Genomic DNA, 19,353 nt, shown 5'->3' on the forward strand with positions numbered 1-19,353 from the left:
AGGTGTATTATTTTAAAGCGCCCAATGAGCGCTTTAAAATAGTTTATTTGAAGCGCTGTGCAGGGGTGCCTTCTTTATAGAGTAACGTTCGCATAGTCGTGATACGGTTATTCCCTGTACGTATCTTATTCCAAGCTTGGGCAAGCGTATATCGGATGCACTGTATAGATTTCGTGTTTACTTCTTTCTTTAAAGCCATATCAAGCAGCCAAGTCCGGAGTGTCATTTCTACTGTGTTAGGCATCAGGTTTATGCCCGCATAAATCTTTAAACAAAAATCTTCCGAAGCAATAGGATCCACACGGTGAGTAAGAATCCTGATTAATAACATTTCTGAACGCGGGCGGATTGTTTTACGATTAAAGCAGCAGTTTTTTTCTACCCATGCATAAGCCTCTGTCAATTCTTTCTTATTTTTCTTGACGTAAGCTACTACATCCGTCGATGAGGTGGATTTATAAAACTGATGATTGGTCTGGGTCCATTGTGTGATTGTTGCACGCTCATAGAGTATTAACCAAGGGGTGACTACACCTATCTCGCGGGCGGCGGCAGGTTTTAATCCCGGCACACCAAATAGAACATGATCGCCATTTGTACGGCGCTTACCATTATCTATGGTGTCTGCCGCATCTTCAGGCACATTAAATGCCAGAGTGAGATATATAGGGACGTTAGCTTTTATTATCGCTTTCAGGCGGTGCTGGCCGTCAATACAGCGCTTAGGATCTTCGGGTGTACCGGTAAACTGGACAGGTTGAGCATGTTTCTTCCATTGACCCCGTTTCATCATGTCAGCTAAAAATGCCACATGTGTTTCGGAGGTGACGCGATTGTTAATATTGTGTTTTAACAAATCTTTTGCCATTTTAGGGGTAATTATTTCGCCAAAAGTGATAATTTCATCGTCCATTTCATTATCTCAATAATTAGAAAACAAAAAGGTATTATTTTTGAAATTAATTTAAATTGATTAGAATCAAAAAGGTGAATTGTAATAATGAATGGAGAAGTTAAAAAATTTCTTTTACATCTGTTTGCAACCCCGCTTCCGGTTGCTTATGCTGTGGCCGCGTTTGACCTTCAAACCATGACTCGGGGTGCCTGCCAAGGCTGAGACTTTACCCGTATTACCTGACCTGGATAATGCCAGCGTAGGGAAGTCACGTTGCCTTACCGGCATCGCCTTCTTTCACGCCGGTAAGGAGAATGACCATGTTGTCCCCTGCCGATCCCGCCGTTCCGGCGACCTTTCCTGCTGAGTTTGCCGCTGCCTCCTGGGGGCAGTTCCGCCGCGCCGCGCCGCTGGTGCACTGCCTGACCAATGAGGTGGTGCAGTCCGTCACCGCCAACCTGCTGCTGGCGGCCGGGGCTTCGCCTGCGATGGTGGTGGAGCCGCAGGAGGCCGCGCAGTTCAGCGCGCTGGCCGATGCGCTGCTGATTAACCTCGGTACCCTGAACCACGCCCGTGCGGAGAGTATGCTGGCGGCGATTGAGAGCGCGAACCGCGCCGGCACCCCCTGGACGCTGGACCCGGTGGCCGTGGGCGCACTGACCTACCGCACTGACTTTGCCCAGCGGCTGCTGGCGCTGCACCCGGCGGCGATCCGCGCCAATGCCTCGGAGATTCTGGCGCTCTGCGGCCACCCGGCGCTGGGGCGCGGCGTGGACAGCGGCGACGACTCACTGAAGGCGCTGCCCGCTGCCCGGGCGCTGGCGCAGCAGACCGGCGCGGTCGTGGCGGTGACCGGCCGGGTCGATTACGTCACGGATGGTCAGGCGGCCTGGGCGATCCCCGGCAGTGACCCGCTGCTGACGCGGGTCGTCGGCACCGGCTGTGCGCTATCGGCGCTGGTGGCAGGGTTCTGCGCCCTGGAGGGGCGGCGGCTGGATCAGGTCGCCGCCGCCTGTGCGCTGATGGCGCGCGCCGGGGAGCGGGCAGCGGCGCAGGCCGCCGGGCCGGGCAGCCTGTTGCCGCAGCTGCTGGATGAGGTCTATCAGCTGGCGGAGGGCGCAGCATGACGCGCATCAATGCATTGACCATCGCCGGCACCGACCCGAGCGGCGGTGCCGGCATCCAGGCCGATCTCAAAGCCTTCTCCGCCCTGGGGGCGTACGGCACCAGCGTCATCACTGCGCTGGTGGCGCAAAATACCCGCGGCGTGCAGTCGGTCTATCAGATCGATCCGGGGTTTGTGGCGGCGCAGCTCGACTCGGTGCTCAGCGATGTACGCATCGACAGCGCCAAAATCGGGATGCTGGCCAACAGCGAGGTGGTGGCCGCCGTGGCAGAGCGGCTGGCCCATTACCGGCTGCCCCATGTGGTGCTGGACACGGTGATGCTGGCGAAAAGCGGCGACCCGCTGCTGGCCCCGGAGGCGGTGGAGGCGATCCGCCGTACCCTGCTGCCGTTGGTCTCGCTGATGACGCCGAACCTGCCGGAGGCGGCCGCGCTGCTGGCGTGCGCCCCGGCGCGTGATGAAACGGAGATGCGCCACCAGGGGCGGGAGCTGTTGGGAATGGGGTGCCGGGCGGTGTTGATGAAGGGCGGGCACCTCAGCGAAAACGAAAGCCCGGACTGGCTCTTTACCCGCGACGGCGAACAGCGTTTTACCGCGCCGCGCGTGGCGACCCGCCACACCCACGGCACCGGCTGCACGCTCTCTGCGGCGCTGGCGGCGCTGCGGCCGCGCCATCACGATTGGGCAGAAACAGTGCAGGCGGCGAAAGCCTACCTGCAACAGGCGCTGGAGCAGGCGGACAGCCTCGAGGTGGGGCAGGGCATCGGCCCGGTACACCATTTCCACGCCTGGTGGTAAAGCCGGGGGCGTACGCGGCGCAGCAGGCGTGCGGTGGCGCTATAACGCGCCGAACCAGTCGCTGTTCTGTTCCGCAATCGGCGTAATGGAGTAGATCAGCTCCTGAAGGTGCCGGCGGATCGCCGTTTCTGCCGTGTCCGCATCACGCGCCTTCAGGGCAGAGACAATCTCCTGATGCTGGGCGATCAGGCTCTCCGGCGGCGAGACCTTGCTGAGGCTGAGGAACCGCACCCGGTCCATGGTCGCTTTGATCGACTCAATGGTCTCCCACGCCAGCGCGCAGTCGGCAATCCGCGTCAACAGCTGGTGGAACTGGTCATCAAGCGCCAGAAATTCCCGCGTCTGCCCGGCGGCGGCGGCCAGTGACTGGCGCTTGAGGTTATGCTCCAGCTGCTGGATCTGCGCGTCGGTAACCATCTCCGCCGCGCGGCGCACGATGGCGCACTCCAGCGCCTGGCGGATGAAGCGCGCATCGGCCACCTGTTTGGCGGAGATCTTCATCACAAAGGTGCCGCGCTGCGGCAAAATCTGCACTAGCCCGGCCTCCGCCAGTTTGATGAATGCTTCGCGCACCGGCTGGCGGGAGACGCTGAAACGCAGTGAGATCTCTTTCTCCGACAGCAGGGTGCCGGGCGCAATGCTACAGTCGATAATGTCCTGACGCAGCAGGCGATAAATCTGCTGGTTAACGGGAACGCTGTTCAGAAGTTCAGACGGCATAGGGCAGGGCGGCTCAGTCAGGGTCGATGCCCCGTAGTGTAACACGGGGCGATAGGCGGGGAATTACCCCAGCAGCGGGCAGTTCGGCGGCAGGCGGCAGGCGATCGCCTCCGGCAGCACGTCGATGCGGAAATGGGTATCGCTCAGCGGCTCGCCGTCGAGGTTGAAGGTCATCTCATGCGGCGCGTCGATCTCCAGCCACGGCAGCGTTGCGGAGATCACATTCTGGTTCTCTTCGCCGCTCAGCATGCTGCGCAAAAACGCGGGCACCAGCTCCTCGGAGGTAAACAGCCGCAGTTGCAGCAGCCGGTCGTTGATCAGCGCCTCCGGGCAGAGCGCCTGGCCGCCGCCCGCCTGCTTGCCGTTACCGATGCCGATCACCAGCGCGTCACCCTCCCAGCGGAAGTCCGGCCCGGTGATGACGCAGTGGTCCGCTTTCAGGGTGTCCATGCGCATCAGGCCGTGCAGCAGGTAAGAGACGCCGCCCAGCGCGGACTTCAGCCGCTCCGGTGTCTCGGTGGTGATCCGCGTGCCGAAGCCGCCGGTCGCCATATTGATGAAGAAGCGATCCTGGTTCACCTTCACCAGATCGATGGTGTAGGCGTGGCCTTTCACCGCCAGTTGCAGCGCGTTCTCCATGGTGTCCGGGATGGCGCAGGCGGTGGCGAAGTCATTGGCGGTGCCCAGCGGCACAATGCCCAGCGCCGGGCGCTGCGCCGCGGGCACATGGTAGAGCGCGGTCGCCACTTCGTTGATGGTGCCGTCGCCGCCGCCGGCGATCACCGTATCAGCACCCAGCGCCACGGCCTCGTCCACATAGCGCCCGGCGTCGCCCTGTTCCCAGGTTACCCGCACATGCAGGGTAACACCGTCCTGACGCAAGGCCGTGACCGCCTGGCGGAGATCTTCATTTCCCGCCCCTTTTCCATTAAGGATCAGCACATTGACTGATGATTCTGACATCGCAAACTCCCGGCTCTGAAGCGGACCATGGGCACCGTGCCCTGACCTGAGTATAAGATAAACCAGAACGGCCCCCGGCCGGTAATGGCGATCCGGCAGCCAAAATAAAGCAGATAAATCTTAGGGGTAAAGGAATAACGGAAAAAATCAGCGAATAAAAGAGAAAAACCGTGGATATCTCACGCTTTTTTATTTCAGGTCATTTTTTTGAAATGAGAAAACGTGAAGGTTTTTACCGCAGAATGAAAGAAATCCTCAATTAACAGCGAAAATGAAATAAGATTTTTTCTCGGAAGGGGGATTTAAGCGGCTGATAAAAAAGAAAAAGCCGGGCCAAGGGAGATTGGTCCGGCGAAGGAGGTGGTTCCTGAATATCGTAAAGCTGTTTTTGATTCTTAATTAGCGACCCAGATAGTACGCATCGCGGCGCATTATTGATGTGATCGGATTCTAAAAACCATTAAAAAGCCTGATAGCTGTTACGGCTATTGTGCCGGGCTGTGCGGCAAATTACGCAGCAGCAGCGCAAAGCGGGTGTCGAAGCCGTCCGGCACCGGCACCCAGACGACGTGGCCGTCACCCGGCGCAACCTCAACGTTCTCGCCTTTCTGGTTCCTGATCGTCTCCAGGGTAAACACGATGTTCCCGGCCGGGGTCATCAGTTCCACGCTGTCCCCGCGCAGGAAGCGGTTCTTCACCGCTACCTCAGCCCAGCCCTCGCGGCACTCGCCGGTAAACTCACCGACAAACTGCTGGCGGTCAGACATCGAATGGCCATAGGCGTAGTTCTGCTTCTCATCATGGGTGTGGCGGCGCAGGAACCCTTCGGTATAGCCGCGGTGCGCCAGCCCCTCCAGCGTGGTGAGCAGCGTCGGGTCGAACGGCTTCCCGGCCACGGCATCGTCGATCGCCCGGCGGTAGACCTGTGCAGTGCGGGCGCAGTAGTAGAAGGACTTGGTGCGTCCCTCGATCTTCAGCGAGTGCACGCCGAGCTGCGTCAGCTGGTCAACATGCTGGATGGCGCGCAGATCTTTGGAGTTCATGATGTAGGTGCCGTGCTCATCCTCAAAGGCGGACATCGCCTCGTCCGGGCGCTGGCGCTCCGCCAGCATAAACACCCGGTCGGTGGGCGCGCCGAGGCCCAGCGTCGGCTCCACCTGTGTTACCGCAATCGGCTCATGCTGGTGGACGATGTTCCCCACGTCATCCTCTTTGCCCTCCTGCACGTTGTACTCCCAGCGGCAGGCGTTGGTACAGGTGCCCTGGTTCGGGTCACGCTTGTTGATATACCCCGACAGCAGGCAGCGCCCGGAGTAGGCCATGCAGAGCGCGCCGTGCACAAACACCTCCAGCTCCATCTCCGGCACCTGCCGGCGGATCTCCGCGATCTCTTCCAGCGCCAGCTCGCGTGACAGGATCACCCGCGTCAGCCCCATCTGCTGCCAGAATTTCACCGTGGCCCAGTTCACCGCATTGGCCTGCACCGAGAGGTGCACCGGGATCAACGGGAACGCCTCGCGCACCAGCATGATCAGGCCGGGATCGGACATGATCAGCGCATCCGGCCCCATCTCCACCACCGGTTGCAGGTCACGCAGGAAGGTTTTCAGCTTGGCGTTGTGCGGGGCGATGTTCACCACCACGTAGAACTTCTTGCCCAGGACGTGCGCTTCCTGAATGCCGAGCGCCAGGTTCTCATGGGTAAATTCGTTGTTGCGCACCCGCAGGCTGTAGCGCGGCTGCCCGGCGTAGACCGCGTCGGCCCCGTAGGCAAAGGCGTAACGCATGTTCTTCAGTGTGCCGGCAGGCGACAGCAATTCGGGGGTAAAAGGGGTTGATGGCATGATACGGCTCTTCTGATGACAGGTCAGGCTGCGCCGCGGGCGCAGCATACCACGGGCAATGCCCGCAGAAAGTGTAAGGCCGGAATTGTAGGCGGATGCGCGCGCCGGTGCAATCCCGGTGCGCGCGGGCAGAAAGGGCTTAGTGGGTCATGTCGCGGATGTCGGTGCTGGTGCCGTTGCGCGTCGCGGATTTGATGCCGTTACGCGCCGCGCTTTCCGAACTGTAGAGTTCGCTGATGCCAATCACCTGGAAGTTTTTGGCTTTCAACACAAAATAGGGCTGGTTGCTGCTGCTCTGTTTCAACTCGTACTGCGCCTCTTCCGGCGCATTGGTCTGTACGGAACTGATGCCGTGCTCCGCCGAGGCCTTGCTGGCGTACATCTCACTGTTGAGAATAACGTCGCCGTTGCTGGCTTTCAGTTCGAAATGGTAGCGTCCGTTTTTGGCTTTTTTGATCTCATAATGCCCGATTGCCATGGTAGGGGTCTCCTCGTTCAGAATACTCCGACCAAGTGTAGCCAAGCGGCACCCGTGCGATATGTTTAAAAATTGATCAAACGTGCCTTTGATAAAAAGATGTGACCGACCTCAGGATTTGGAAATATCGACGCGCGCAACCGGCAAAGATAGCCGGTTGCTGCATACATTCAGCCAATCAGTCCAGATGGCAGGCGTCCGCTTCCCAGCGGTAGCCGACGCCATACACCGCGCGGATAAACGGCTTTTCACCGTCGATCGCCTCGAGTTTGCGGCGCAGGTTTTTGATGTGGCTGTCGATGGTGCGGTCGGTCACCACCCGGTAATCGTCATACAGGTGGTTGAGCAGCTGCTCGCGGGAGAAGACGTGGCCCGGCTGCATCGCCAGGGTTTTCAGCAGCCGGAATTCCGCCGGGGTCAGGTCGAGGATCTCGCCCTGGTAACTCGCCTGGAAACGTGCCTCGTCAATGCGCAGCGCATAGGCCTCCACCGGGGCCTCCTGCACCCGCAAACAGCGCCGCAGGATGGTTTTCACCCGCGCCACCACCTCACGCGGGCTGTAGGGTTTGCAGATGTAGTCATCTGCGCCGATCTCCAGCCCAAGCAGGCGGTCAATCTCCTCAATCTTGGCCGTCACCATCATGACCGGCACCTCAGAGAAGCGGCGGATTTCGCGGCAGATCGTCAGGCCGTCGGTGCCGGGCAGCATCAAATCCAGCAGGATCAGTGCCGGCGGCTGGCTCTTCACCGCCGGCACCACCTCATCGCCGTGGGTCAGCCAGCGGGTCTGGTAGCCGGCCGCCTCCAGGTAGTCCACCAGCAGCTGGCCCAGTTTCGGTTCATCTTCAACAATCATGATTTGCAGCGGAATCTCGCTGTTGCTGTCACTCATCGCAGTCCTTCAGCAGGGTTAATTAACGGCAAACGTACGCAGAGCGAAATACCGCCCAGCGGGGAGTGGGCGGCGTGGAGGGTGCCGCCGTGGGCCTCCACGATATTCTGACAGATCGCCAGCCCCAGGCCGGAGCCGCCGCTGGCGCGGTTGCGCGAGCCTTCGGTGCGGTAGAAGCGCTCGAAAATGCGCCCCAGCTGCTCATCGGTCAGGCCGGGGGCGCTGTCCTCAAAGCAGAGCAGCAGGCTTTTCTCCTGCAGGTCACCCCGGATCAGCAGCTCGCCGCCGGGGTCAGTGTAGCGCAGACTGTTCTCCAGCAGGTTATTGAACAGCTGGGTCAGCCGGTCGGGGTCGCCGAACAGCATCGCCTGCGGCGGCAGGGCGCTGCGGATCCTGAGCTGCTTGGCATGGAAACGCTCGCGGAACGCCGCCTCCGCCAGCTGCGCCAGATGCACCGCGTCCACCGGCTCCTTGCGGTAGGCCAGCGCCCCGGCATCGGAAAGCGAAAGCTGGTGCAGGTCATCCACCAGTTTGGTGAGGGTGGCAACCTCCGCCTGCAACGAAAGCAGGGACTCCGCGCTGAGGCGGCGCACGCCGTCCTGCATCGCCTCCATCTCGCCGCGCAGCACCGCCAGCGGGGTGCGCAGCTCATGGGAGATATCTGCCATCAGGGCGCGGCGCATCTGTTCGTTCTTCTCCAGCGTGGTCGCCAGCAGGTTAAAGTCATGGGCCAGCTTGCCCAGCTCATCCTGCGAATCCACCTCAACCCGCGTGGAGAAATCCCCGGCGGCCAGCCGGTGGGTGCCGTTGACCAGCCGTTTCACCGGGGCCAGCATCCCGCGCGAAAGCAGCCAGGTGGCCGCCGCCGCCAGCAGCGCTGAAAGCGCGGCGATCATCCAGCTGGTGCGCCGCTGCTGGCGGTCAAAGCTGATGTCGGTGTTGCGCGTCAGCCGCTCTACCGGTGAGGAGATCAGCATCCCGACCTGCTGCCCATTGACCTCGATCGGCCGCTGCGTCCCCTCGGCCGGCACCGGCGAGCGCGGCCCCACCAGCGGCCTGCCCTGTTCATCCAGCACCCAGAACTGGGTGCGCCAGCCGTGCGGCGGCAGGTTGGGGTTCTCCTCGTCGTTCTGCTCGAAGGAGCGCAGCATCCGGTAGATCACTTTGTTGTCTTTACGCAGGAACGCCCAGCTGCCGTGCTCCTGGTACTGATCCTCCAGCGCCTCGCCAATCATCTCGATCCGCTGCTCGTTGCCGTGGCGGATGTAGTCAATAAAGCCGTGCTCAAAGCTCAGGCGTACGCCCCAGTGCATGGTGATCAGCACCAGCATGCAGGTGGCGAAAATGGCGAGGAAGAGTTTGCCGGTGATCCCGATTCTCATGAAGACTCCGTGTTGCGCGTGGTTTGCCCGGCGCGGGCCGGGGCGGCAGTATCCGGCACGCGGTGGAAGATCAGTGCCGGCAGGGCGATGATCGCGGCCAGGCAGAGGTAGGTGAAAATAAACGCCCGCTGCACCTCCGGCGAGCCGGTCAGGGCGGTGTCATGCTGCATAAACACCCCGAGCAAAATGCCCGCGGCGCTGACGCCGAGGCTCATCGAGAGCTGCATCACCATCGACAGCAAACTGTTGCCGCTGCTCGCCAGCCGGTTAGGCAAGTCTTTCAGCGTCAGGGTGTTCATGCTGGAGAAGCGCAGCGAGTTGACCATGCCGAGCAGGAACAGCGTCACCGGGATAAGCGCCGTCCAGCCCGCCAGCCCCACTGCCGGGGTCAGCAGGCTGGCCACCGCCAGCAGCAGCGTCGAGGCGACCAGCGCGCGGCGGTAGCCGAAACGGCTGACCACCCGCACCACGATGCGTTTCATGCTCATGCTGCCGAGCACCATCGGCACCATCATCAGCCCGGCGTGAAACGGCGAGAAGCCCAGCCCGACCTGCAAAAACACCGGCGTCATAAACGGCAGCATCCCGCTGCCGAGCCGCCCGAGCAGGCTGCCGATCAACCCGATTTTAAAGGTCGGGGTGCGCAGCAGCCGCACCGGGAACAGCGCCGCCGGGTTAAGGTGTGCATACTGCCAGTAGGCCAGCAGCGCTGCCGCCCCGGCAAACACCAGCCAGCCGAGGTCGGCACCATCCAGCCCCAGCGCGCGCTGGCCGTCCAGCGCCAGCGTCAGGGCGGCCATCGCCACCGCCAGCAGCAGAAAGCCGCGCAGGTCGAAGCGGCGGGTCTTCAGGGTGTGGTTCGGCATCAGCATCAGTGTGGCGATCGCCCCGGCGATCCCCACCGGCAGGTTAATCAGGAAAATCCAGTGCCAGCTGGCGTACTCCACCAGAAAGCCGCCCAGCGCCGGGCCGAGCAGCGGGCCGATCTGCCCCGGCAGGGTGACGAAGGTCATCGCCGCCATATACTGCTCGCGCGGCACAATTTTCAGCACCGTCAGCCGCCCGACCGGCACCATCATCGCCCCGCCGATGCCCTGGACAACCCGTGCCAGCACCAGCTGGTTCAGGGTGCCGGAGGCGGCGCAGAACAGCGACCCGAGGGTAAACAGCACAATCGCGGCGAAAAAGACCCACTTCACGCCGATGCGGTCGGCCAGCCAGCCGCTGGCGGGCAGCATCACCGCCACCGTCATCACATAGGCCACGATCACCGTGTGCATGTGCAGCGGGCTTTCGCCCAGGCTTTTGGCCATGGAGGGCAGGGCGGTGATCACGATGGTGGTGTCGAGCGTCTGCATAAAAAAGCCGAAAGCGACAATCCACAGTTGCCAGCGGACGGCGGGGGAATAGGCGGGCATCGGGTCAGTTCTCCTCCTGAGGGCGTGGGATCGCCGCAGGCGGGCGCACACGGCCACGCAGGCGATCGAAAAACAGGTAGACCACCGGCGTGGTGTAGAGCGTCAGCACCTGGCTGACCAGCAGCCCGCCGACGATGGTCATCCCCAGCGGCTGGCGCAGCTCCGCGCCGTCGCCCTGGGTCAGCGCCAGCGGCAGTGCGCCGAACAGCGCCGCCAGGGTGGTCATCAGAATCGGCCGGAAGCGCAGCAGGCTGGCCTGGAAGATCGCCTCGCGCGCCGTGAGGTGGCCGCGCCGCTGCGCATCCAGCGCGAAATCGACCATCATGATAGCGTTCTTCTTCACAATGCCGATCAGCAGCAGCACCCCGACCAGCGCGATCAGGCTGAACGGCGTGTCGAACGCCTCCAGCGCCAGCAGCGCCCCCAGCCCGGCCGAGGGCAGGGTGGAGAGGATGGTCAGCGGGTGGACGTAACTCTCATACAGCACCCCCAGCACAATATAGATGGTGGCGATGGCCGCGAGGATCAGCCACAGTTGCGCGCGCTGCGTCTCCTGGAACACCTGCGCGGTGCCGGCGAACTGGCCGCGTACCGTGGCCGGCACCCGCAGTTCCGTCATGGTGCGCTGCACCGCGGCGGTGGCGTCCGAGAGGCTGACGCCGTCCGGCAGGTTGAACGAGATGGTTGAGGCGGCCGACAATCCCTGGTGGCTCACCGACAGCGGCGCATTGGCGGGCTGCCAGTGGGCGAAGTAGGAGAGCGGCACCGGTTTGCCGTCGCTGTTGGTGACGAACATCTTGTCCAGCGCGCTGACATCCTGGTTGTAGGCGGCGGCGACTTCCATCACCACTTTGTACTGGTTGAGCGGCTGGTAGATGGTGGAGATCTGCCGCTGGCCGAAGGCGTTGTTCAGCAGGGCGTTGGCATCGGCCACGCTGATGCCGAGCCGCGCCATGGTATCGCGGTCATAGACCAGCCCCAGCTCCGCGCCGCTGTCCTCCTGATCGGAGTTCACATCCTCCAGCTCCGGCAATTTCGCCAGCGCGGCGCGCACTTTCGGCTCCCAGGTGCGCAGGTCGGCCAGCTCATCGGCCAGCAGGGTGAACTGGTAACCGGCGTTGGACTGGCGCGCGCCGACGCGGATGTCCTGCACCGGCACCAGGAACAGGCTGGCACCCGGCTCTTTCGCCAGTTTGACGCGCAGCCGCGCCACCACCTGCTGGGCGCTCTCGTGGCGCTCACCCAGCGGCTTGAGGGAGATGTACATCGAGCCGACGTTGACGCGGTTGCCGGTAAAGCCGGTGACGCTCTCCACCGCAGGGTCGGCGCTGACCAGGGTCATGAAATCCTCCAGCTTGTGGCGCATCGCCCGGAAGGAGATGCTCTGGTCGCCCTGGATGTAGCCGAGCAGGCGGCCGGTGTCCTGCTCCGGGAAGAAGGTTTTCGGGATGCTGACATAGAGCCACGCCGTCAGGCCGATGGTCGCCAGCAGCAGCAGCCCCACCAGCCGCGCATGGTTCAGCACCCGGTTCAGCGAGCGGCCGTAGGCCTGTTGCAGCCGGTTAAGCCAGCGGGTGACGCCGCGCGGCGCCGGGTGCGGCATCCCCGGCCACGTTGGGGGCTGCGGGCGCAGGATGCGCGCGCACATCATCGGCGTCAGGGTCAGGGAGACCACCAGCGACAGCCCAATCGCCACCGACAGCGTCACGGCAAACTCATGGAACAGCCGCCCCGGCAGCCCGGCCATCAGCAGCAGCGGGATGAACACCGCCACCAGCGACAGGCTCATCGACAGCACGGTAAAGCCGACCTCTTTCACCCCCTGCAAGGCGGCGGGCAGCGGCTTCATGCCGGATTCAATATGCCGGGCGATGTTCTCCAGCACCACGATGGCGTCGTCCACCACAAAGCCGGTGGCGATGGTCAGCGCCATCAGCGACAGGTTGTTGAGGCTGAAGCCGCACAGCCACATGGCGGCAAAGGTGCCGATCAGCGACACCGGCACCGCCACTGCCGGGATCAGCGTGGCGCGGCCGGAGCGCAGGAACAGGAATACCACCAGGATCACCAGCGCCACCGCGATAACCAGCGACTGCTCCACCTCATGCAGCGAGGCGCGGATGGTGGGCGATCTGTCCTGTGCCACCGACAGCGTCATGGTGGCGGGCACCGCCTGCCGCAGCGCGGGCAGTGCCGCGCGCACCCGATCCACGGTGGCGATGATGTTGGCGTCCGCACTGCGCCGCACCACAATCAGCACCGCCGGTTTGGCGTTGCTCATCCCGGCATTGTGCACATCCTGCGAGCCGTCCTGCACCTGCGCCACATCCTGCAACCGCACCGCCGCGCCGTTGTGGTAGTGCACAATCAGCGGCTGGTAGTCGCGGGCCTGGGTCAGGCCGTCATTGGCCTGCAGCTGCCAGCGCCGGTCACCGGACTCCACCGCCCCCTGCGGCTTGCGCACGTTGGCCTGGCTTATCGCCTCGCGCACCTCATCCAGCGACACGCCCTGGTTGAACAGCGCCTGTGGGTTGAGCGCCACCCGCACTGCGGGCAGGGAGCTGCCGCCGACGGTGACATCCCCGACCCCCTCAATCTGGGCGATCTTCTGCACCAGCCGGGTGCTGGCGACGTCATACATCTGCACCGGGCTGTAGGTGTCGGAGGTCAGCGTCAGGATCAGCACCGGCGCGTCAGAGGGGTTGGCCTTGCGGTAGGTCGGCCGGTTCGGAATGCCGCTCGGCAGCAGGCTCTGCGCGGCATTCAGCGCTGCCTGCACGTCCCGCGCTGCGCCGTCGATATTCCGCTCAAGGTCAAACTGCATGATGATGGTGGTACTGCCGAGCGAACTGCGCGAGGTCATCTCGTTGATGCCGGCGATGCGCCCCAGCGCCCGCTCCAGCGGCGTCGCCACCGAGGAGGCCATAGTCTCCGGCGACGCGCCGGGCAGCGAGGCGGTGACCTGGATCACCGGGTAGTCCACCGCCGGCAGCGGGGCCACCGGCAGCTGGACGAACCCCAGCAGCCCGGCCAGCACAATCGCCGCCGTGAGCAGGGTGGTCGCCACCGGGCGGTGGATAAACAGGGCAAAAAGCTTCACTGTGGGCGCGGCTCCTGCGGGTGCGGGCGGGCGCGGCGCGCCAGCCGGTCAAACAACAGGTAGATCACCGGCGTGGTGAACAGCGTCAGCACCTGGCTCACCACCAGCCCGCCCACCATGCAGATGCCGAGCGGGCGGCGCAATTCCGCGCCGACGCCGGTGGCCAGCATCAGCGGCAGCGCGCCGAGCAGCGCCGCCAGCGTGGTCATCAGGATCGGGCGGAAGCGCAGCAGGCAGGCCTGGTAGATCGCCTCATAAGGCGTCATGCCCTGGTCGCGCTCCGCCGCCAGCGCGAAGTCGATCATCATGATGGCGTTCTTCTTCACGATGCCGATCAGCAGGATGATGCCGATAATGGCGATCACATCCAGCGCGCTGCCCGCCAGCATCAGCGCCAGCAGCGCGCCGACCCCGGCGGTGGGCAGGGTGGAGAGGATGGTCACCGGGTGGATAAAGCTCTCATAGAGCACGCCGAGCACGATGTACATCGTCACCACCGCCGCCAGGATCAGCCACAGCGTGCTGCCGAGCGCCGCCTGGAACGCCAGCGTCGCCCCCTGGAAGCGGGTGGAAATATCCTCCGGCAGGCTGAGCTGCTGCTCCGCCTGTGTTACCGCCTGCACCGCGTCGCCCAGCGCATAGCCGGGGCTGACGTTGAAGGAGATCATTGCCGACGGCAACTGGTCCTGGTGGTTGATCGACAGCGGCCCGAAGCGCTGCTCAATGCGCGCCAGGCTGCTGAGCGGCACGCGGTTGCCGTCACTGCCGTTGAGCCAGACGCTGTCCAGCGCCGCCAGCCCCGGCGTGTGGGTGGTCTCCTGCCCCAGCACTACCCGGTACTGGTTCGCCTGGGTGTAGATGGTGGAGACCAGCCGCTGGCCGAAGGCGTTATAGAGCGCGTTGTCGATGTCCGCCATGCTGATGCCGAGGCGGCTTGCGCTGTCCCGGTCGACGTTGACGTAGGCCACCAGCCCCTTGTCCTGCCAGTCACTGCTGACGTCCTGCAACTCAGGGGCCTGCTGCAGTTTCTCCAGCAGCGGCGGCACCCATTCGCTTAATGCTTCTAGCGACATCGCCTGGAGCGTGAACTGGTACTGGGTGCGGTTCACCTGCGTGTCGATGGTGAGATCCTGCACCGGTTGCAGGTAGAGCCGCACGCCCGGCACGCCCGCCACCGCCTGTTGCAGCCGCGGGATAATCGCCTCCACCCGGTCATCACGCTCCGCCAGCGGTTTCAGCGTAATCTGCAACCGGCCGGTGTTCAGGGTGGCGTTGGTGCCGTCGACGCCGACAAACGAGGTCAGCCCGGCGACGGCCGGGTCACGCAGCAGGATCGCCGCCACCTGCTGCTGGCGGGTCGCCATACTGCTGAAGGAGACCGACTGCGGCGCTTCCAGCGTGCCCTGGATCAGGCCGTTATCCTGCACCGGGAAAAAGCCTTTGGGGATCAGCAGGTAAAGCAGCGCCGTCAGCAGCAGCGTCGAGATCGCCACGCCCAGCGTCAGCCAGGGGTGGCCGAGCACCCGTTTCAGCATCCGGCCGTAGCCCGCGATCACCCGGTCAAAAAAGCGCTCGCTGGCGCGCGAGAAGCGGTTTTGCTTGCGCAGCGCCTCATGGCTCAGCATCCGCGCGCACATCATCGGCGTCAGCGTCAGGGAGACCACCGCCGAGATCAGAATCGCCACCGCCAGCGTCACGGCGAACTCGCGGAACAGCCGCCCGACGATGTCCCCCATAAACAGCAGCGGGATCAGCACCGCAATCAGCGAGAAGGTCAGGGAGATAATGGTAAAGCCGATCTCGCCCGCCCCTTTCAGCGCGGCGGTGAGCGGCGGGTCGCCGCGTTCGATGTAGCGCGAGATGTTCTCAATCACCACGATGGCGTCATCCACCACAAAGCCGGTGGCGATGGTCAGCGCCATCAGCGTCAGGTTATTGATGGAGAAGCCGAGGAAATACATTACGGCGAAGGTGCCGATCAGCGACAGCGGCACCGCGACGCTCGGGATCACCGTGGCGGCGGCGTTGCGCAGAAACAGGTAGATCACCATCACCACCAGCGCGATCGACAGCAGCAGCTCAGACTGCACATCGCTGACGGAGGCGCGGATCGCCGTGGTGCGGTCAGTGACCAGCGTCACCTCCACTGAGGCGGGCAGGCTGGCTTTCAGCGACGGCAGCAGCGCCCGGATGCTGTCCGCCGTGGTCAGCACGTTGGCCCCCGGCTGGCGCTGCACATTCAGCACAATTGCCGGTTTTTTACCGGCCCAGGCGGCGAGCTTGCTGTTCTCCGCCCCCTGGCGGATGGTCGCCACCTCGCCGAGCCGCACCGGTGCGCCGTTCTGGTAGGCGATAATCAGCTGCCGGTAATCCTCTGCCGATTTCATCTGGTCATTGGCGGCCAGCGTCACCGAGCGCGCCGGGCCGTCGAGGCTGCCTTTGGCGGAGTTGACGTTGGCGTTGCTGATGGCGGTGCGGATAACCTCGCTGTCCAGCCCGCGCGCCGCCACGGCGGCGGCGTTCATCTCCACGCGCACGGCGGGGCGCTGGCCCCCGGCGATGGTCACCAGCCCGACGCCGCTGACCTGCGACATCTTCTGCGCCACGCGGGTTTCGGCCATGTCCTCGACCTGCGTCATCGGCAGCGCGTCAGAGGTCAGCGCCAGCGTCATGATCGGCGGGTCAGCCGGGTTCACTTTGCTGTAGATCGGCGGGTAGGGGAGGTCATCCGGCAGCAGGTTGGTGGCGGCGTTAATGGCGGCCTGCACCTCCTGCTCGGCCACATCCAGCGGCAGCGTGAGCTGGAACTGGAGGGTAATCACCGATGCGCCGCCGGAACTTTGCGACGACATGGTTTTCAGGCCGGACATCTGCCCGAACTGGTGCTCCAGCGGCGCGGTGACCGCCGAAGTGGTGACGTCCGGGCTGGCACCGGGGTAGAGCGTCACCACCTGCATGGTGGGGTAGTCCACCTGCGGCAGCGCCGACACCGGCAGGGCGCGGTAGCCGATGATCCCGGCCAGCAGGATCGCCACCATCAGCAGGGTGGTGGCGACCGGGCGCAGGATAAACTGGCGGGACGGGCCGCCGCTGTGGTCCGGGGGCATCACCTGCATCAGGAGCGCCCCCCGGCGGCGTGGCGGGAGTGCGGGCGCGCCGGTTGTGCGGCAGGGGCGGCGGTGTCGCCGTCCAGCACTTCAACCTTCAGCCCCTGTTTCAGGCGGTCGAGGCCGTCAGTGACCACCCGCGCCCCGGCGCTCAGCCCGGCGGCGATCACCGCCTGTTGGCTGTCCTGGGTGCCCAGCGTCACCGGCTGTTTGCTCACCTGGTTTTGCGCGTCCAGCACCCAGACGTAGTTGCCGTCATTGCCCATCTGGATGGCGGCGGCAGGCACCACCACCGCATCGGCCACGGTATTCACCTTCACGCGTGCATTCACAAACTGGTTGGGGAACAGCATGCCGTCATCATTGCTGAATCGCGCTTTGATTTTGATGGTGCCGGTGGTGGCGTCGATCTGGTTATCCAGGCTCAGCAGCGCCCCCTCCGCCACTTTGACGGTGTTGGTGCGATCCCACGCCTCGACCGGCACCGGGCGGCCCGACTGCTGCGCCCGCAGCAGGGTCGGGATGGTGTCTTCCGGCAGGGTGAATACCACATCGATGGGGCGGGTCTGGGTCAGGATCACCAGCCCGGTGTCACTGCCGCTGGTGATGTAGTTGCCGACATCGACCTGTTTCAGCCCGGCGCGCCCCTCAATCGGCGCGGTGATGCGGCTGTACTCAAGCTGGAGCCGGGCGCTGGCCACCGCCCCCTGATCGGCCTTGACGCTGCCTTCGCTCTCCCGCACCAGTGACTGCTGGGCATCCAGCTCCTGCTGGGAGATGAGGTTGGTTTTGCCGAGCTTCTGGTAACGCGCCAGATCCTGCCGGGCGTTGGCCAGCGTCGCCTGGTCTTTCGCCAGTTGCCCCTCAGCCTGGGTCAGTGCCACCTGGTAGGGGCGCGGGTCAATTTCCGCCAGCAGTTGCCCGGCCTTGACCTGCTGCCCTTCGGTGAAGTGCAGCGCCATCAGTTCGCCGTCCACCCGGCTTTTCACCGTCACGGTGTTGGCAGCGGTGACGGTGCCCAGCCCGGTGAGGTAGTGCGGCACGCTCTGGGTAGCGGCCACCGCGGCCTGCACCGGCGGCGGCGTGGAGGCATGGCGGCCGCCGCCCCGGCCCTGGCGGGCGGGCGCAGCGTCATCCGTGGGCCGTTCGGCCATAAAAAAGTGCCAGGCCGCAAAGGCCGCCAGCAGCAACACCAGCCAGACCAGCAGGCGGCGCAGGGGCAAACGTCGTTTCAGGGGTGCATTCATAGGAGTGAACATAATCTCCGTTGTTCAGAGTCCAGGCGAACCGGTTCAGGTGATGGAAACGTCAGGGTAATCGCGCCAATAGGGTAGCAGTGTAGCGACTCCGGGCATCAGAAAAAATGAAGGAAATATGGAGTCCGTGTCAGGGCCTGTCAGGCGGCGGAAAACGGCGGCGGCAAACCGGTGCACAGGAATAACCTCAGACGATATCGTTCCTGTGGCCTTTCATTTCTTGTGCAATAATTCGTCTGTTAATCATAACCCCACTAAGGAGATCAGCATGAAACAGCGCACACTGGGCCGTACCGGGATTCAGGTTCCCCCTCTGACCTTCGGCGGCAACGTCTTTGGCTGGACGTTAGACCAGAACGCCTCCTTCAGCATTCTGGATGCCCTGCTCGATCATCAGCTGAATTTCATCGACACCGCGGACGTCTACTCCCACTGGGCGCCGGGCAACCACGGCGGCGAATCGGAGACCATCATCGGCAACTGGCTGAAAAAGAGCGGCAAACGTGAGCAGATCGTGCTGGCGACCAAAGTCGGCAAACCGATGGGCGAAGGCAAGGTCGGCCTCTCGCCGCGCTACATCCGCGAGGCGATTGACGCCTCTCTGACCCGCCTGCAAACCGACTATGTCGATCTCTACCAGTCCCACGATGATGACCAGGACACGCCGCTGGCAGAGACGCTGGCGACCTTCGATGCGCTGATCAAAGAGGGCAAGGTGCGGGCGATCGGTGCTTCTAACTATAGCGCCGCGCGGCTGGCCGAGGCGCTGGAGGTGAGTGAGGCGCAGGGCCTCGCCCGCTATGAGACGTTACAGCCGGAATACAATCTCTATGACCGCGAGGGCTATGAGAACGGGCTGGAGCAGGTGGCGCAGGCGAACCAGCTTGGGGTGATCGGTTACTACTCGCTGGCGAGTGGTTTCCTCTCCGGCAAATACCGCCGCCCGGAAGACGCCGGGAAAAGCGCCCGCGGCGAGGGGGTGGTGAAAAGCTACCTGAATGAGCGCGGCCATAAGATCCTGAAGGCGCTGGATCAGGTGGCGGAGAAACACCGCGTCAGCCCGGCGCAGGTGTCGCTGGCGTGGCTGATCGCCCGGCCAAGCGTTACCGCGCCGATTGTCAGCGCGACGTCACTGGCGCAGCTCAAGGATCTGGCCGGGGCGGCGGCATTAACGCTGGACGCAGGGGATATTCAGGCACTGGATCAGGCGAGTGCTTACTAGGCGTTTGCGCGAACGCAGTGCGCTTTAGGGGACGATATGCGGGCCGGAGAAGGTTGCGTTGGCATACGCCCGGCATCTTTCTGCGGCCCCGCTGCCGCCACCGCGCAAGGGGCGCGTAGGCGCGCGCCCCTTGCATCCCCGCGCCTTGGGTG

Annotated in this window: 14 protein-coding genes and 1 riboswitch; of the genes, 3 read left to right on the top strand and 11 right to left on the bottom strand. The window is 63.6% G+C overall.

All coding sequences use genetic code 11. The features are described 5' to 3' along the window. Positions 1 to 43: 43 nt before the first annotated feature. A complete protein-coding gene (locus tag CYR32_RS11855) occupies positions 44 to 913 on the bottom strand; it encodes a hypothetical protein (RefSeq protein WP_101824598.1) in 870 nt (289 codons plus the stop codon). Between the two features lie 173 nt (positions 914 to 1,086). Further along, a riboswitch (TPP riboswitch) is annotated at positions 1,087 to 1,178 on the top strand. Between the two features lie 31 nt (positions 1,179 to 1,209). Here CYR32_RS11855 and thiM point away from each other — a divergent pair. Further along, positions 1,210 to 2,022, top strand: a complete 813-nt coding sequence (gene thiM, locus CYR32_RS11860; protein WP_420912834.1) for a hydroxyethylthiazole kinase — start codon at positions 1,210 to 1,212, stop codon at positions 2,020 to 2,022. After that, a complete protein-coding gene (gene thiD, locus CYR32_RS11865; RefSeq protein WP_101824600.1) occupies positions 2,019 to 2,819 on the top strand; it encodes a bifunctional hydroxymethylpyrimidine kinase/phosphomethylpyrimidine kinase in 801 nt (266 codons plus the stop codon). The genes thiM and thiD overlap by 4 nt, the downstream gene beginning before the upstream one ends. Before the next feature lie 39 nt (positions 2,820 to 2,858). Here the strand turns inward: thiD and CYR32_RS11870 are convergent, their stop codons facing one another. The 10 genes from CYR32_RS11870 to CYR32_RS11915 form a co-directional block, all read right to left on the bottom strand. After that, positions 2,859 to 3,539, bottom strand: a complete 681-nt coding sequence (locus CYR32_RS11870) for a GntR family transcriptional regulator (protein WP_101824601.1) — start codon at positions 3,537 to 3,539, stop codon at positions 2,859 to 2,861. A gap of 63 nt (positions 3,540 to 3,602) precedes the next feature. Next, the gene (gene yegS / locus CYR32_RS11875; protein ID WP_101824602.1) at positions 3,603 to 4,502 is read right to left on the bottom strand and encodes a lipid kinase YegS; all 900 of its coding nucleotides are present in this window, start codon (positions 4,500 to 4,502) and stop codon (positions 3,603 to 3,605) included. A 485-nt stretch (positions 4,503 to 4,987) separates the two neighbouring features. Next, positions 4,988 to 6,346: a prephenate-dependent tRNA uridine(34) hydroxylase TrhP gene (trhP, locus tag CYR32_RS11880; protein ID WP_101824619.1), complete on the bottom strand. Its 1,359-nt coding sequence runs from the start codon at positions 6,344 to 6,346 to the stop codon at positions 4,988 to 4,990. Positions 6,347 to 6,485: 139 nt separating this feature from the next. Further along, positions 6,486 to 6,824, bottom strand: coding sequence for a YegP family protein (locus CYR32_RS11885; protein ID WP_101824603.1), 339 nt, complete (start codon positions 6,822 to 6,824; stop codon positions 6,486 to 6,488). Between the two features lie 178 nt (positions 6,825 to 7,002). Further along, positions 7,003 to 7,716, bottom strand: coding sequence for an envelope stress response regulator BaeR (gene baeR, locus CYR32_RS11890; RefSeq protein WP_101824604.1), 714 nt, complete (start codon positions 7,714 to 7,716; stop codon positions 7,003 to 7,005). Beyond that, positions 7,713 to 9,098, bottom strand: a complete 1,386-nt coding sequence (gene baeS, locus CYR32_RS11895; RefSeq protein WP_101824605.1) for an envelope stress sensor histidine kinase BaeS — start codon at positions 9,096 to 9,098, stop codon at positions 7,713 to 7,715. Before baeS ends, baeR begins: the two co-directional genes overlap by 4 nt. Then, positions 9,095 to 10,516 carry a multidrug transporter subunit MdtD gene (gene mdtD, locus CYR32_RS11900; RefSeq protein WP_101824606.1) on the bottom strand — a complete coding sequence of 474 codons (1,422 nt, stop codon included), beginning with the start codon at positions 10,514 to 10,516 and terminating at the stop codon, positions 9,095 to 9,097. The genes baeS and mdtD overlap by 4 nt, the downstream gene beginning before the upstream one ends. Before the next feature lie 4 nt (positions 10,517 to 10,520). Beyond that, positions 10,521 to 13,616, bottom strand: coding sequence for a multidrug efflux RND transporter permease subunit MdtC (gene mdtC / locus CYR32_RS11905; protein ID WP_101824607.1), 3,096 nt, complete (start codon positions 13,614 to 13,616; stop codon positions 10,521 to 10,523). Next, positions 13,613 to 16,732 carry an MdtB/MuxB family multidrug efflux RND transporter permease subunit gene (locus tag CYR32_RS11910; protein ID WP_101824608.1) on the bottom strand — a complete coding sequence of 1,040 codons (3,120 nt, stop codon included), beginning with the start codon at positions 16,730 to 16,732 and terminating at the stop codon, positions 13,613 to 13,615. The genes mdtC and CYR32_RS11910 overlap by 4 nt, the downstream gene beginning before the upstream one ends. Continuing rightward, positions 16,732 to 17,970 (bottom strand): MdtA/MuxA family multidrug efflux RND transporter periplasmic adaptor subunit, encoded by a 1,239-nt coding sequence (locus CYR32_RS11915; protein ID WP_101824609.1) that lies wholly within the window; start codon positions 17,968 to 17,970, stop codon positions 16,732 to 16,734. The genes CYR32_RS11910 and CYR32_RS11915 overlap by 1 nt, the downstream gene beginning before the upstream one ends. Before the next feature lie 277 nt (positions 17,971 to 18,247). Between CYR32_RS11915 and CYR32_RS11920 the strand changes: the two genes are divergently transcribed. Next, positions 18,248 to 19,201, top strand: a complete 954-nt coding sequence (locus CYR32_RS11920) for an aldo/keto reductase (RefSeq protein WP_101824610.1) — start codon at positions 18,248 to 18,250, stop codon at positions 19,199 to 19,201. Positions 19,202 to 19,353 lie beyond the last annotated feature (152 nt).

The organism is Chimaeribacter coloradensis (assembly GCF_002858715.1).
Taxonomy (GTDB): Bacteria; Pseudomonadota; Gammaproteobacteria; order Enterobacterales; family Enterobacteriaceae; genus Chimaeribacter; species Chimaeribacter coloradensis.

Coding starts and splice junctions, on each gene's coding strand:
- CYR32_RS11855 (WP_101824598.1), bottom strand. CDS start 913: ATGGACGATGAAATTATCACTTTTGGCGAAATAATTACCCCTAAAATG.
- thiM (WP_420912834.1), top strand. CDS start 1,210: ATGACCATGTTGTCCCCTGCCGATCCCGCCGTTCCGGCGACCTTTCCT.
- thiD (WP_101824600.1), top strand. CDS start 2,019: ATGACGCGCATCAATGCATTGACCATCGCCGGCACCGACCCGAGCGGC.
- CYR32_RS11870 (WP_101824601.1), bottom strand. CDS start 3,539: ATGCCGTCTGAACTTCTGAACAGCGTTCCCGTTAACCAGCAGATTTAT.
- yegS (WP_101824602.1), bottom strand. CDS start 4,502: ATGTCAGAATCATCAGTCAATGTGCTGATCCTTAATGGAAAAGGGGCG.
- trhP (WP_101824619.1), bottom strand. CDS start 6,346: ATGCCATCAACCCCTTTTACCCCCGAATTGCTGTCGCCTGCCGGCACA.
- CYR32_RS11885 (WP_101824603.1), bottom strand. CDS start 6,824: ATGGCAATCGGGCATTATGAGATCAAAAAAGCCAAAAACGGACGCTAC.
- baeR (WP_101824604.1), bottom strand. CDS start 7,716: ATGAGTGACAGCAACAGCGAGATTCCGCTGCAAATCATGATTGTTGAA.
- baeS (WP_101824605.1), bottom strand. CDS start 9,098: ATGAGAATCGGGATCACCGGCAAACTCTTCCTCGCCATTTTCGCCACC.
- mdtD (WP_101824606.1), bottom strand. CDS start 10,516: ATGCCCGCCTATTCCCCCGCCGTCCGCTGGCAACTGTGGATTGTCGCT.
- CYR32_RS11910 (WP_101824608.1), bottom strand. CDS start 16,732: ATGCAGGTGATGCCCCCGGACCACAGCGGCGGCCCGTCCCGCCAGTTT.
- CYR32_RS11915 (WP_101824609.1), bottom strand. CDS start 17,970: ATGAATGCACCCCTGAAACGACGTTTGCCCCTGCGCCGCCTGCTGGTC.
- CYR32_RS11920 (WP_101824610.1), top strand. CDS start 18,248: ATGAAACAGCGCACACTGGGCCGTACCGGGATTCAGGTTCCCCCTCTG.